This window comes from Pseudomonas sp. CH235 (assembly GCF_004368175.1).
In the GTDB taxonomy this organism is placed as follows: Bacteria; Pseudomonadota; Gammaproteobacteria; order Pseudomonadales; family Pseudomonadaceae; genus Aquipseudomonas; species Aquipseudomonas paraglycinae.
Genome location: NZ_RRZJ01000007.1, coordinates 77242 through 89640, shown reverse-complemented (window position 1 = coordinate 89640; position 12399 = coordinate 77242). Strand labels below are relative to the sequence as shown.

12 protein-coding genes are annotated in these 12399 nt (G+C 61.8%); 8 read left to right on the top strand and 4 right to left on the bottom strand.

The window, feature by feature from the left end:
- Positions 1-25 precede the first annotated feature (25 nt).
- The 4 genes from rsgA (at position 26) to EIY71_RS10160 (ending at position 3127) form a co-directional block, all read left to right on the top strand.
- Positions 26-1057, top strand: coding sequence for a small ribosomal subunit biogenesis GTPase RsgA (gene rsgA / locus EIY71_RS10175; RefSeq protein WP_039766628.1), 1032 nt, complete (start codon positions 26-28; stop codon positions 1055-1057).
- A gap of 209 nt (positions 1058-1266) precedes the next feature.
- Positions 1267-1674, top strand: a complete 408-nt coding sequence (locus EIY71_RS10170; RefSeq protein WP_064379087.1) for a TIR domain-containing protein — start codon at positions 1267-1269, stop codon at positions 1672-1674.
- Positions 1675-1676: 2 nt separating this feature from the next.
- Entirely contained in the window at positions 1677-2636 is a 960-nt protein-coding gene (locus EIY71_RS10165) for a caspase family protein (RefSeq protein ID WP_085746498.1), read from the top strand.
- Complete coding sequence (locus tag EIY71_RS10160) at positions 2636-3127, top strand: toll/interleukin-1 receptor domain-containing protein (protein WP_134021613.1); 492 nt, start codon at positions 2636-2638, stop codon at positions 3125-3127. The genes EIY71_RS10165 and EIY71_RS10160 overlap by 1 nt, the downstream gene beginning before the upstream one ends.
- Before the next feature lie 88 nt (positions 3128-3215).
- Here the strand turns inward: EIY71_RS10160 and motB are convergent, their stop codons facing one another.
- Together motB and motA are read right to left on the bottom strand one after the other, a co-directional pair.
- Positions 3216-4283 carry a flagellar motor protein MotB gene (gene motB / locus EIY71_RS10155; protein ID WP_085608491.1) on the bottom strand — a complete coding sequence of 356 codons (1068 nt, stop codon included), beginning with the start codon at positions 4281-4283 and terminating at the stop codon, positions 3216-3218.
- 3 nt (positions 4284-4286) lie between these two features.
- Positions 4287-5138 carry a flagellar motor stator protein MotA gene (gene motA, locus EIY71_RS10150; RefSeq protein ID WP_007952169.1) on the bottom strand — a complete coding sequence of 284 codons (852 nt, stop codon included), beginning with the start codon at positions 5136-5138 and terminating at the stop codon, positions 4287-4289.
- 167 nt (positions 5139-5305) lie between these two features.
- Here motA and EIY71_RS10145 point away from each other — a divergent pair, with 167 nt between their 5' ends.
- The 3 genes from EIY71_RS10145 to asd are packed head-to-tail and all read left to right on the top strand — an operon-like array spanning position 5306 to position 8578.
- Positions 5306-6844, top strand: coding sequence for an HDOD domain-containing protein (locus tag EIY71_RS10145; protein ID WP_085746496.1), 1539 nt, complete (start codon positions 5306-5308; stop codon positions 6842-6844).
- Between the two features lie 39 nt (positions 6845-6883).
- Entirely contained in the window at positions 6884-7699 is an 816-nt protein-coding gene (locus EIY71_RS10140) for a rhodanese-like domain-containing protein (RefSeq protein WP_064379082.1), read from the top strand.
- A gap of 18 nt (positions 7700-7717) precedes the next feature.
- Positions 7718-8578 carry an archaetidylserine decarboxylase gene (gene asd, locus EIY71_RS10135; protein WP_134021611.1) on the top strand — a complete coding sequence of 287 codons (861 nt, stop codon included), beginning with the start codon at positions 7718-7720 and terminating at the stop codon, positions 8576-8578.
- 60 nt (positions 8579-8638) lie between these two features.
- Here asd and EIY71_RS10130 read toward each other — a convergent pair whose 3' ends face one another.
- Entirely contained in the window at positions 8639-9040 is a 402-nt protein-coding gene (locus tag EIY71_RS10130; RefSeq protein WP_011332171.1) for a hypothetical protein, read from the bottom strand.
- A gap of 222 nt (positions 9041-9262) precedes the next feature.
- Here EIY71_RS10130 and EIY71_RS10125 point away from each other — a divergent pair, with 222 nt between their 5' ends.
- A complete protein-coding gene (locus EIY71_RS10125) occupies positions 9263-11017 on the top strand; it encodes a molecular chaperone (protein ID WP_134021609.1) in 1755 nt (584 codons plus the stop codon).
- Positions 11018-11056: 39 nt separating this feature from the next.
- Here EIY71_RS10125 and serB read toward each other — a convergent pair whose 3' ends face one another.
- A complete protein-coding gene (serB, locus tag EIY71_RS10120) occupies positions 11057-12271 on the bottom strand; it encodes a phosphoserine phosphatase SerB (RefSeq protein ID WP_039766615.1) in 1215 nt (404 codons plus the stop codon).
- Positions 12272-12399 lie beyond the last annotated feature (128 nt).

The window sequence follows — 12399 nt, the reverse complement described above, 5'->3', positions numbered from 1 at the left end:
GCTGCATTCTTCAGACGGAACACCCATGGCCAAACGCCAACTCAATCGTCGTCAAAACTGGCGCATCGAAAAGATTCAGGGCGAGCGCGCCGCCCGCGCCGCCAAACGCGAGTCCTCGGCTGTCGAGGCGCTCGAAGGCGGCGACCTGGGCCCGGAACAGCACGGCCTGGTGATCGCCCACTTCGGGGTGCAGGTCGAGGTCGAGGCCGTTGACGGTGAGCTGGCCGGCCAGGTCTTCCGCTGCCACCTGCGGGCCAACCTGCCGGCACTGGTCACCGGCGACCGGGTAGTCTGGCGCGCCGGCAACCAGGGCATCGGCGTGATCGTGGCGCAACTGCCGCGCACCACCGAACTGTGCCGCCCGGACAGCCGTGGCCAGCTCAAACCGGTGGCCGCCAACGTCGACATGATCGTCATCGTGTTCGCCCCGCTGCCCGAGCCCCATGCGAACCTGATCGACCGTTATCTGGTCGCCGCCGAGCACGCTGGCATCCGCCCGTTGCTGCTGCTGAACAAATTCGACCTGATCGACGAACAGAACGCCCCGGCGCTGAATGCCCTGTTGGCGGTCTATCGCACGCTGGGTTATCCGGTGCTGGAAGTCTCGGCGCACCACGGCAACGGCATGGAGCAATTGCAGAAGCAGCTCGACGGGCGCATCAGCGTGTTCGTCGGCCAGTCCGGTGTCGGCAAGTCGTCCCTGGTCAACAGCCTGCTGCCGGAAGTCGAAACCCGTGTCGGCCCGCTGTCCGAGTTGTCCGGCCAGGGCACGCACACCACGACCACCGCGCGCCTGTTCCACTTCCCTGGCGGCGGCGAACTGATCGACTCCCCGGGCATCCGTGAATTCGGCCTCGGCCACGTCAGCCGCGCCGACGTCGAAGCCGGTTTCATCGAGTTCAACGACCTGCTCGGCACCTGCCGCTTCCGCGACTGCAAGCACGATCGCGAACCGGGATGCGCACTGCTCAAGGCCCTGGAAGACGGCCGCGTGCAGCAGCAGCGGATGAACAGCTACCGCTCGATCATCGCCAGTTTGCCGGAAAACGGCTACTAAACAGCCCTGTCGGCGGCCCTTCCCCAAGGGCTGCCGGTTGTCGGAACCTGGCGGCGTTCCCACCCTCACCTTAAACACAAGCCCTTTCTGTAAGCCTGATTACTTCAGTTTGCAGGACATTTCTCTTTTCCCGCCCAGACCTTGTAGCGCCCTTCCATAGGCCTAAATTGGGTTCTTCCTTCGCACCTATGCGATCTCCGAGGAACCCCATGCAGACCTATCATTTGTTCATCAGTCACTCGTGGAACCACCCCCACGCCCACGACAATCTGGTGCGCCTGCTCGGCGCTCAACCCGACTTCTGCTTCAAGAACTTTTCCGTGCCACCGCACAATCCGATCATGGGTGCACGCACCGACAAGCAGCTTGAAGAGGCGATCGAAAACAAGATCCGGCCGTGCTCGGCGGTGTTGATCATGGCCGGCATGTATTCGACCTACAGCAAGTGGATCAACAAGGAAATCGAGATCGCCAGACGCATGGGCAAGGTGATCATCGCGATCAAACCGTTCGGTGCCGAACGGATTTCCACCGTTGTACGCAATGCCGCACATGCCGAGTGTGCGTGGAACACCCAGAGCATCATCAAGGCCATCCGCCTGCACACGGCGGTGTAACCATGCGCAAGGGACTGTTTATCGGCATCAACCACTACACTCACGTCGCGCCACTGAGCGGCTGTAACAACGATGCGATGGCAATGGCCTCGGTACTGGAGCGCCACGCCAACGGGCGGCCGAACTTCAGCAGCAAGGTACTGACTTCAGCCGAGGAGAACCTGACACTCGACACGATGAAGCAACAGATCCGGGAGCTGTTTTCCGGCGACTGCGATGTGGCGCTGTTGTACTTCGCAGGCCATGGCCAGTTCGACACCAGCATCGACGAAGGACTGCTGATTCCACAGGACTTCCGGCACGGCGGCGAAGGCATTCGCATCAGCGACATTCTGACGTGGGCCGATCAGGCACCGCACATCAAGAACAAGATCATCATCCTGGATTGCTGCCAGGCCGGCGCAGCAGGTGCCATGCGCAGTCTGCGCGGTGGCAGCAGCGTGATCGGCGAAGGCATGACCATCCTGACGGCCTGCAAGAAAGAACAATCGGCGCTGGAAAGCCGTGGCCACGGGGTGTTCACCGATCTGCTGTTGCAAGCCCTGCACGGCGGCGCAGCCAATGTATTGGGCAAGGTCACGCCGGGCAGTGTGTATTCGTTTGTCGACAATGCGCTGGGGGCATGGGAACAGCGGCCGGTGTTCAAGACCAACGTGTCGCAATTTGTACCGCTGCGCGAAGTCGCGCCGCTGATTGCCGAAGAAACACTGCGCAAGCTCAAGGACTGGTTCCCCGAGCCGAGCTTCGTCTTCCGGCTCGATCCCAGCTACGAACCCACCGAAGCGGCATTCGATCCCGATCACGGCGATGTCTTCAAACAGTTGCAGATGTGCAACCGTCACAGCCTGATCGAACCGGTCGACGCCGAGCACATGTATTACGCCGCCCTCAATTCCACTGGCTGCCGCCTCACCGCACTCGGCGCCTATTACCGAGAGCTCGCGCTCAAAGGACATTTCTGATGCCCGTATTCATCAGCTACCGCCACGGCGATCGCGCTCAGGCGATTGCCATCAACAGCCGCCTGGTTCAGGCCAATATCAAGACCTACCTTGATGTGCTGGATCCTGAATCCCAGACCACCGACGACATCACGGGTGTCATCACCCGTAACATCACCGAGTGCAGCCACCTGCTGGCCGTGGTGTCGGAAAAGACCGCACTGTCGTGGTGGGTGCCGTTCGAAATCGGCGAGGCGACCATCAGCCACCGACGAATCTGCTCGTTCAGAACCGGGCCGGCGGAGCTTCCGCACTACCTGGACAAATGGCCAAAGCTGAGCACCGATCGGGATCTGGACTTCTTCATCGATGCTTACCGCACCGAAGGAAGCGTCAAGCGCTCCATGACCCTGGATTCGGTCACGGCAAATCAGTCAGCGCGAACCGCCAACCGACAAAACGCCGAAGTGTTTCATGACGCGCTGAAAAACCGTATTCGACGCGGGTTTTAGTCAGCCCGAGCGCCGCAGGGAATACGTCTGTGACCAGCCTTCCCACCGGACACAAAAAAGCCGACATCGCTGTCGGCTTTTTTGTGGGTCACTGCTTCGGCGCGGGAGCCGGTGCAGCAGGCGCCGGGGCTGGTGCCGCTGCGCCCGGCTCGGTCGGTTTCGGCAGCGGGTCGTCGAACAGGTTCAGCCGTTCGCGCAACTCGTGGGCCGGTACCGGCTGCTGATCCGCCGGCAAGGCGTTCGGGTCGACCGGGGTGGCCGGCGCGGCGCCGTTCTGGCCTTGATCTGCCGGTTGCGACGGGTCGGCACCTTGCGAACCTTCGATGGCCGCCTGGGCCTTTTTGGTCAGCACCACGATGTCGATGCGGCGGTTGACCGGGTTGAACGGGTTCTCCTTGTCGAACAGTGCCGACGAGGCGTAACCAACAACCCGCGCCACTTGAGCATCCGGATAACTGCCCGCCACCAATGCACGCCGGGCGGCGTTGGCACGGTTGGCCGAAAGCTCCCAGTTGCCGAAATCGCCGTTGCCCACGTAAGGCTTGGCATCGGTGTGACCACTGATGCTGATCTTGTTCGGCACCGCCTTGATGGTGTCGGCCATGGCCAGCAGGATGTCTTCGAAGTACGGCTTCAGGCGTGCAGAACCGGAGTCGAACATCGGTCGGTTCTCGGCGTCCATGATCTGGATGCGCAAGCCGTTCGGCGTGATCTCGAACAGGATCTGGTCCTTGAACTTCTGCAGTTGCGGGTTCTCGTCGACCTTGTTCTGCAGTTCCTGCAGCAACAGTTCCAGGCGTTCCTTCTCGACCTGCTCGGCCATGCCTTCAACCTGTTCGGTGTCGACCGTGACCTTGTCCGGTTGCGGCTGCGACTTCACTTCAGGGTTGAGAGTGTTTTCCGGCGCCAGGGTCGGCGTACCGCCCAGATCGATGATGTACGGCGTGCCGCTCTCGGAGAAACCGACCGGATCCTTGAAGTAACCGGCGATGGCGATCTTCTGTTCCGGGGTCGCGGTGGACAGCAGCCACAACACCAGGAAGAACGCCATCATCGCCGTCGCGAAGTCGGCGAAGGCGATCTTCCACGCCCCGCCGTGATGCCCGCCGGCGATGCGCTTGACGCGCTTGATGATTATCGGCTGGTTATTTTCCATGACTTAGCGACCGCGAACGGCTTGTTCCAGCTCGGCAAAGCTTGGACGGTGAGCCGGGTACAGAACCTTGCGACCGAACTCGACAGCCAGCGACGGCGGCATGCCGGAAGCCGAAGCCACCAGCGAGGCCTTGATGGCTTCGTAGACGTTCAGCTCTTCCTTGGCATCGTGCGCCAGGGAGTGCGCCAGCGGGCCGAAGAAACCGTACGCCGCGAGAATACCGAAGAAGGTACCCACGAGTGCCGCACCCACGTGCAGACCGATGGACTTCTGATCGCCCTCACCCAGCGAGGCCATGGTCACCACGATACCCAGTACCGCCGCGACGATACCGAAACCTGGCATGGCGTCGGCAATGCCGTTCACCGCGTGGGACGGATGCTCGAGGTCTTCTTTCAGGCTGTACAGTTCCATGTCGAACAGGCCTTCCAGCTCGTGGGGAGCCATGTTGCCGGAGGACATGATGCGCAGGTAATCGCAGATGAACGCGGTCATGCGTTCGTCTTTCAGCACCGCCGGGTACTTGGCGAAGATCGGGCTCGCGGCGGCGTCTTCGATGTCGCCTTCGATGGCCATCATGCCTTCGCGGCGGCTCTTGTTGAGGATCTCGTAGATCAGGCCCAGCACTTCCAGATAGAACGTGTGACTGAAACGCGAACTGAACATGCTCAGGGATTTCTTGAGCACGTGCATCGTCATGTAGCCGGGGTTGGCCTGCAGGAATGCACCGAGTGCAGCACCACCGATGATCATTACCTCGAAAGGCTGGATCAGGGCGGCAATCTTGCCGTGGGAGAGCACGTATCCGCCGAGCACGCTCGCGAATACGACGATGATGCCGATAATTTTAGCCATAGGTAGAAAGGTACTTGTTTAAGTCGGGTTCAAGGTCATATTCGGAAGTTAAAAAATCTCTTCTTCTACTTATCGGCAAAACTGCGCCAGACTATAGCCAGTTCAGGCGAAAAGCCAATTTAGCCCATGCCGGGCGCGTCTACAGTCAGTGAAGATCTCGTCCAGACATGGCTAATGAAACGAACGTCCCACACGTAAAACCGACCACACTCGATGGCTGGGTGAAGCTGCTCGACAGCGTTCGCCTGCCGGTGCCGCAAGATGCCCATGACCGGGTCTGCCGGGCGATTCGCGATGACCGCAGCTCGCTGCGCGACATCGCCGACCTGATGCAGGACAGCCCGGCACTGGCTCTGAGCATCATCCGCGAAGCCAACCGCCACACCCACGGCAACATGACTGCGCCGGCGGAAAACCTCGAAGTGGCGATCAATCGCCTCGGCCTTGGCCGCACCGAAGAACTGCTCGCGCGCCTGCCCGCCGAACCTTCCGCACAGATCCCCCAGGCCCTGCGCCAGTTGCAGATGATCAGCCAGCACGCCACGCAACAGGCCAACGGCTTTTTCGCCAGCCGCCTCGCACGTTTGTGGCAGGACATCCATTGGGGCAGCCTGCTGTTTCTGTCGCCGCTGTGGCCGTTGGCACTGACCTTTCCCCAATTGCTTGAAGAGTGGGAAGTGCGGGTTATCCACAAGGGCGAATCAGCGCGCGTCGTGGAAAAGCAGCTGTTCGGCGTGCGCCTGCTGAAAATCGGCGAAGCGCTGGTGGAAGCCTGGCGTCTGCCGATCTGGGTGCAACAAGGTTATCGGCTGCTGCTGACCGAGCAGCGCGAACTGGTCAAGGTCCTGCGCATTGCCCGCGATGTGGATCATCCGTTGCGCCAGCAAAACCGCCTCGACGACGATCCGACCCTGCGTCGCTGGCTCAATCAGCCGGCCAACACCGTGTTGCTGGCCAACGGTCTGGCACTCTCGGCGCAACAGGCCTGGGACAGTCCGCACAGCGAGCGCTGGCAATTCCTGACCAGCCTCTATCTGCAAATCTCGATGGACGAGGTGCAACAACAGTTGCACCAACAGGCCGCCGTCAGCGCTCGCCATCATTCCATGCCGGATCTGTGGCACCCGGCGGTTTCGCTGCTCTGGCCGTGGGGCACCCGTCGTCTGCCTGCCGGAATGCTGCCGGCTGCGGCGCCATCCGCTGAAGATCTGACCCAGTGGCGCCGGCAATGCGCCGAGCTGCTGGCCGTGCCAAGCCGCTTCACCAATGCCATGAGCCTGACTGTCGCCGCCCGTGACGCGCTGGTCGCCAGCGGCATGCGCCGGGTGATGATCCTGATGGCCGACCGCAGCCACGCCAATCTGCGCGTCCATCAAACCTCGGGGTTGCCGAAGGAAGCCGCTGCGCTCAATTTCGTTGTCAGCCAGAGTTCGGTGCTGCAACGCTTGCTCGCGCAGCAGGCGCAAGTGCGGATCACCCCGGACAACAATGCCCAGTTTTCCGCCCTGCTGCCGCCCTCGCTGCGCACGCTGTTCCGGGGCGAGCACCTGTTCCTGCGTTCACTGGTGAACAACGGCCGGGTGATCATGATCGTGGTCGCCGACCAGGGTGGCGGGCCGTTCGCCGACATCACCGTGCAAGCCTTCGGCAAAACCGCGCAGTGCATCGAGAAAGCCCTGCACAGTTTTAGCCAGCGCGGCCAATGACAGCTACAATCCTTCCCCTTTGTGCTCTGGAGACCTCACATGTCTGATTTCTCTGGCCTGGCCCTGGTGATCGAGCCGAGCGACCTGCTGCCGCGCCTCGAATCCCGCGATCTGATTCTGGTGGATCTGACCAGTGCCGCCCGCTACGCCGAGGGACACATTCCCGGCGCACGTTTTGTTGATCCGAAACGCACCCAGCTGGGTCAGGCGCCGGCTCCGGGCCTGTTGCCGAGCAAGGAAAAACTCGAAGAACTGTTCGGTGAGCTGGGCCATCGCAAAGACGCGGTCTACGTGGTCTATGACGACGAAGGCGGCGGCTGGGCCGGGCGCTTCATCTGGCTGCTCGACGTGATCGGCCATGACAAATACCACTACCTCGACGGCGGTCTGCCGGCGTGGCTGGCGGAAGGCTCGCCGATGTCGATCCAGATTCCTCCAGCGGCGGGCGGCCCGGTTGCCCTGACCCTGCACGAGGAACCCACCGCCACCCGCGAATACCTGCAGAGCCGTCTCGGCGCCGCTGACCTGGCGATCTGGGACGCTCGAGGCCCGCTGGAGTATTCCGGCGAAAAGGTCCTGGCGGCCAAGGGCGGGCACATCCCCGGCGCGGTCAATTTCGAATGGACGGCAGGCATGGATCAGGCGCGCCAACTGCGCATCCGTACCGACATGCCGCAGATCCTCGAAAACCTCGGGATCACCAAGGACAAAGAGATCATTACCCACTGCCAGACCCATCACCGGTCCGGTTTCACTTATCTGGTGGCCAAGGCTCTCGGTTATCCGCGGGTCAAGGGCTACGCCGGTTCCTGGGGCGAATGGGGCAACCACCCCGACACCCCCGTCGAGCTTTAAGGATTTTTAAGGACAGTCATGAAAGAGCGTTTGTTTATCATCAGCCAGTACCTGCTGCCTCATCACTTGCTGTCGCGCCTGGCCGGCTGCGTCGCCGAGTGCCGCGTGCGCTGGTTCAAGAATGCCTTCACCACCTGGTTCGCCAAGCGTTATCAAGTGGACATGTCGCAGGCGCTGGTTGAAGACGTGACCGCTTACGAGCACTTCAACGCCTTCTTCACCCGCGCGCTGAAAGACGGCGCACGTCCACTGGACCAGACCCCGGGCGCAATCCTCAGCCCGGCCGACGGTGCGATCAGCCAGCTCGGTCCGATCGAACACGGTCGTATCTTCCAGGCCAAGGGCCACAGCTTCAGCGTGCTGGAACTGCTGGGCGGCGACGCGGCCAATGCGGCGCCGTTCATGGGCGGTGAATTCGCGACTGTTTACCTGTCGCCGAAGGACTACCACCGCGTGCACATGCCGCTGGCCGGCACCCTGCGCGAAATGGTCTACATTCCGGGCCGGATCTTCTCGGTCAACCAGACCACCGCGGAAAACGTTCCTGAACTGTTCGCCCGCAACGAGCGCGTGGCGTGCATCTTCGACACCGAGCGCGGGCCGATGGCCGTGGTGCTGGTGGGCGCGATGATCGTGGCATCGATCGAAACCGTATGGGCCGGTTTGGTCACGCCGCCGAAGCGCGAGCTGAAAACCTTCCGTTACGACGAAGCCGCCCGTGCGCCGATTCATCTGGAAAAAGGTGCGGAACTGGGGCGCTTCAAGCTGGGTTCGACCGCGATCGTGCTGTTCGGGCCAGATCAGGTGAAATGGGTTGAAGAACTGAGAGCCGGCTCGCCGGTACAGATGGGCCAGGCCTTGGCACTGTCGAACGCCTGAACCGGTTGATCCGCCCTTTCGCACGTCTGCGAAGGGGCGGACACGACCTGAGTGGCGCCGTTACTCTATCTGCCCACGGAAGCCGATCGGCCCTTCGTTGGCGTAGGTATTGGTGCCGCTGAGGTTTTTCCCTCCGTCACTGGATGTGACACTCAACGCGATAACATTCTGGTTATCCCGCCCGCCGATCACCCACTTGCCACCTGGGTGCCACGGGGCATCGTTGCCACCCCACTGGTTTTCAACGTTGTACTGGTTCTGGCCAGTGCGCTGAGCCTTGAAGCCAATAGGGCCTTCGCCGGCGTAGGTCATGGTGCCGGTGAAGCTTTTGCCGCCGTCGCCGGACTTGATCTCGATCGCGACGACGTTCTGGTTGTCCCGCGCGCCCAGCACCCAGGTCCCACCCGGATGCCAGGGTGCCGAACTACCGCCCCATTGATTTGCCACTGCGTATTTAGACATGAACCTCATCTCCTTGAAGTTTCGGGAGACCTGCCCCGACGTTGACGGCAGGCCGTGCAACCGTGCGTTTCCGATCGCACGTCTGAGAGCCTAGTAGCGCCTGCGGGAATGGCACCAGGCCAGCAGACCAACGGTAAAAAACCCTGACAATAGCCTGCGAAACAGACCACAACTGCTAGAGTTTTTGGCATTGCCCTATTCGCCGCCGGAGCTTGTCACGGCATGAGTGAGCCTCGTTCCCAACCAAAACTGAGCGCCCCGACCCCGACGCAGTTGCGCCTGTCCTTCTGTGAAGCCACCCCGCGCGACCTCAAGCGCTGGATCGCCGACCTGCCGAAAGCAAACATCGGCGAAACCGCGCGCCTGCTGTATCAAGGCTTAGGTGAGCTCAATCAATTGCTGACGCCCAGCGATAATCGCCTGCATCTGCTGGAACTGTTGCGCCCCGAGGTTTACTTCGTCTGCCAGCATCTGGAACGGCATTTTCTGCATCAGGCGATCATGCTCGATGAGCGCTCACGCAAGATCAGCAACCTGTGCCAGGCCCTGCAAAGTCAGCTGGCCATCGGTTACAAACAGATCATTCTGCGGATCGCGCCCAAGTACTCCCGGGATCGCGCAACCCTGGTGAGCGAAGCGCTGCAACGGGCGGCCCATGCGCTGAAAGGGCAACTGGTTCGCGCCACGCAGTTGTACAGCGCCGCACCGGAACAGCTGTGGTTCGAACTGCATCAATTGTTTCGCTGCGCCTGCGAGCTGCAACTGCAACATCGCCGGGTGCGCGACGACCTTGCCAGCCTGACCGCCGAGTTGAGTGTCGAACAGACCTACCTCGCCGCCCTGCTGCTGGGCAGCGCCCGTTGCAATCAGTTGCGGCAGAACCAGATCGCGCGCCTGGCCCAAGTAGTGGAGCCGTGGAGTGCGTGGCTGAAACTGCATCCCGCCCATCCGGGCGAGGGGTTGTTCGCGGTTTCGGCAGATATCGACGCCGGCCCGCGTTACCGCTCCCAATTCCGTAGCGAGCAACAAGCCAGTCTGCTCGGTTTCGATCCGCAACCACTGGTGAACGCCATCGAGGCCCACCTGCTGCATCAGGATGCGACCACGCCGCTGCCCGTGCCGTCCGGCCTGACGCTCGACACCCTGCAACATTTGCACGCCACCTGGGGCGAAGCTGCCGAACGCAGCTTCCAGCGCACCGTCGGCCAGGGCAACCTGACCGTGTGCGTCGGCATGAGCGCCTTGCACTTCTATCTCGGCGGCGAACGCACCTTCAGCGAACTGCTCAAGCACCCCGGCGCCCGTGCGGCGAATTTCAGCCGCGCGGTGGTTCAGGGCGAAAAGGACAGCTGGAGCCAGGCGTTCGATGCCGCGCCGCAGAGCACATCCGATGAATTGTTGCCCTACGAGGAAATTCGTTACGAACCGCTGATCGACGATGAAGACGACGCCGACAGTCCGCCGCATTACCCGACCTACGCCTTGCCGGTGATCAACCACAGCCCCGGCGGTTATTGTCTGGCCTGGCCGAAGGATGTACCCGCCGAATTGCAGGCCGGGGAAATGGTCGGGATTCAGGACAGCCTCAATCAGGGCTGGAGCATTGCCGTGGTGCGCTGGATCCGCCAGGTGCGCGGCGCCGGTACGCAAATGGGCATCGAACTGGTGGCGCCCCATGCGCGGCCGTGCGGTTTGCAACTGGTGCGTTCGCGGGATGATCACAGCCAGTATCTGCGCGGTTTGTTGTTGCCGGAAATCAGTGCGATCGACTTGCCGGCGACGCTGTTGGCGCCACGGCTGCCGTTTCAGGAAGGCAACAAAGTGCTGATCAACACCCAGGGCGAAGAGCATCGCGCCGGGCTGGATCGGCGGGTGGCCAGCACTCACAGTTTCAATCAGTTTGCCTATCGCTCGCTGGAAACCGCCAGGAATGGCGGGAGCGAAGAGGATTTCGACTCGTTGTGGAAATCCCTCTGAGCCAGGACCGCAGCCGAAGGCTGCGATCCTGCGCCGATTTCAGAGCTGCCCGTCGCGATCGCGGAAGCCCAGCAGGTACAGCACGCCATCCAGACCGAGGGTCGAGATCGCCTGCTTCGCCGACTGTTTGACCAGCGGCTTGGCGCGGAACGCCACGCCCAGACCGGCGATTGCCAGCATCGGCAGGTCGTTGGCGCCATCGCCCACAGCGATGGTCTGCTCCAGACGCAAACCTTCTTTTTCCGCCAGCTGCTTCAGCAGATCGGCCTTGCGCTGGGCATCGACGATCGGCTCGATCGCCACGCCAGTGCATTTGCCGTCGACCACTTCCAGTTCGTTGGCGAACACGTAATCGATGCCGAGTTTGGCCTGCAATTGCTTGGCGAAGTAGGTGAAGCCGCCCGACAGGATCGCGGTCTTGTAGCCCAGACGCTTGAGTTCGGCGAACAGGGTTTCGGCCCCCTCGGTCAGGCGCAGCGAGGCACCGATCGAGTCGAGCACGCTGACATCCAGGCCCTTGAGCAGCGCCAGACGCTCTTTGAAGCTGGCGCGGAAGTCCAGCTCGCCGGCCATTGCCCGCTCGGTGATTTGCGAAACCTGATCGCCGACGCCGGCGGCTTTGGCCAGTTCGTCGATGACCTCGGCTTCGATCAGGGTCGAGTCCATGTCGAACACCGCCAGACGACGGTTGCGACGGAACAGCGAATCTTCCTGGAAGGCGATGTCGACGTTCAGCTCCTGAGCCACGCTGAGGAATTCGGCGCGCAGGGCCTGCGGGTCGGCCGCTTCACCGCGTACGGAGAATTCGATGCAGCCCTTGCCCTTGTCAGCCGGGGTGTCCAGCGGCATACGACCCGACAGACGGTCGATATGGTCGATGTTCAGGCCGTATTTGGCGGTGATCGAGCTCACGGCCTGCAACTGGCCGGCGGTGACCTTGCGGGTCAACAGAGTAACGATATGGCGCTTCTTGCCCTGATTGCCCACCCATTGCTGGTAATCCTCTTCGGACACCGGGGTGAAACGCACCTGCTGGTCGAGCTCATAGCCCTTGAACAGGATGTCCTTGAGCACCGACTTGCCTTGCTCGGAGTCGGGGATTTCCACAAGGATGCCGAACGACAGCATGTCGTGAATCACCGCCTGACCGATGTCGAGGATATTCACACCACCCTGGGCCAGAACACCGGTAATGGCCGCCGTCAGACCCGGACGGTCGACTCCCGTGATGTTAATCAGGACGATTTCGCGCAACGCGCACCCCCGCAACTGGAAAAAAACCGCATTCTACCCACTTTCAGTGACCATCGGGCACCGCCAGCGCTTTGCCGGTCTAGGGCCTGTCGCTATACTGCGCGTCAACTTCACGGACAAAAGAGCCG

What these genes read in the sequence shown, in the direction of transcription:
- rsgA (WP_039766628.1), top strand. Translation starts at nt 26, where the DNA reads ATGGCCAAACGCCAACTCAATCGTCGTCAAAACTGGCGCATCGAAAAG.
- EIY71_RS10170 (WP_064379087.1), top strand. Translation starts at nt 1,267, where the DNA reads ATGCAGACCTATCATTTGTTCATCAGTCACTCGTGGAACCACCCCCAC.
- EIY71_RS10165 (WP_085746498.1), top strand. Translation starts at nt 1,677, where the DNA reads ATGCGCAAGGGACTGTTTATCGGCATCAACCACTACACTCACGTCGCG.
- EIY71_RS10160 (WP_134021613.1), top strand. Translation starts at nt 2,636, where the DNA reads ATGCCCGTATTCATCAGCTACCGCCACGGCGATCGCGCTCAGGCGATT.
- motB (WP_085608491.1), bottom strand. Translation starts at nt 4,283, where the DNA reads ATGGAAAATAACCAGCCGATAATCATCAAGCGCGTCAAGCGCATCGCC.
- motA (WP_007952169.1), bottom strand. Translation starts at nt 5,138, where the DNA reads ATGGCTAAAATTATCGGCATCATCGTCGTATTCGCGAGCGTGCTCGGC.
- EIY71_RS10145 (WP_085746496.1), top strand. Translation starts at nt 5,306, where the DNA reads ATGGCTAATGAAACGAACGTCCCACACGTAAAACCGACCACACTCGAT.
- EIY71_RS10140 (WP_064379082.1), top strand. Translation starts at nt 6,884, where the DNA reads ATGTCTGATTTCTCTGGCCTGGCCCTGGTGATCGAGCCGAGCGACCTG.
- asd (WP_134021611.1), top strand. Translation starts at nt 7,718, where the DNA reads ATGAAAGAGCGTTTGTTTATCATCAGCCAGTACCTGCTGCCTCATCAC.
- EIY71_RS10130 (WP_011332171.1), bottom strand. Translation starts at nt 9,040, where the DNA reads ATGTCTAAATACGCAGTGGCAAATCAATGGGGCGGTAGTTCGGCACCC.
- EIY71_RS10125 (WP_134021609.1), top strand. Translation starts at nt 9,263, where the DNA reads ATGAGTGAGCCTCGTTCCCAACCAAAACTGAGCGCCCCGACCCCGACG.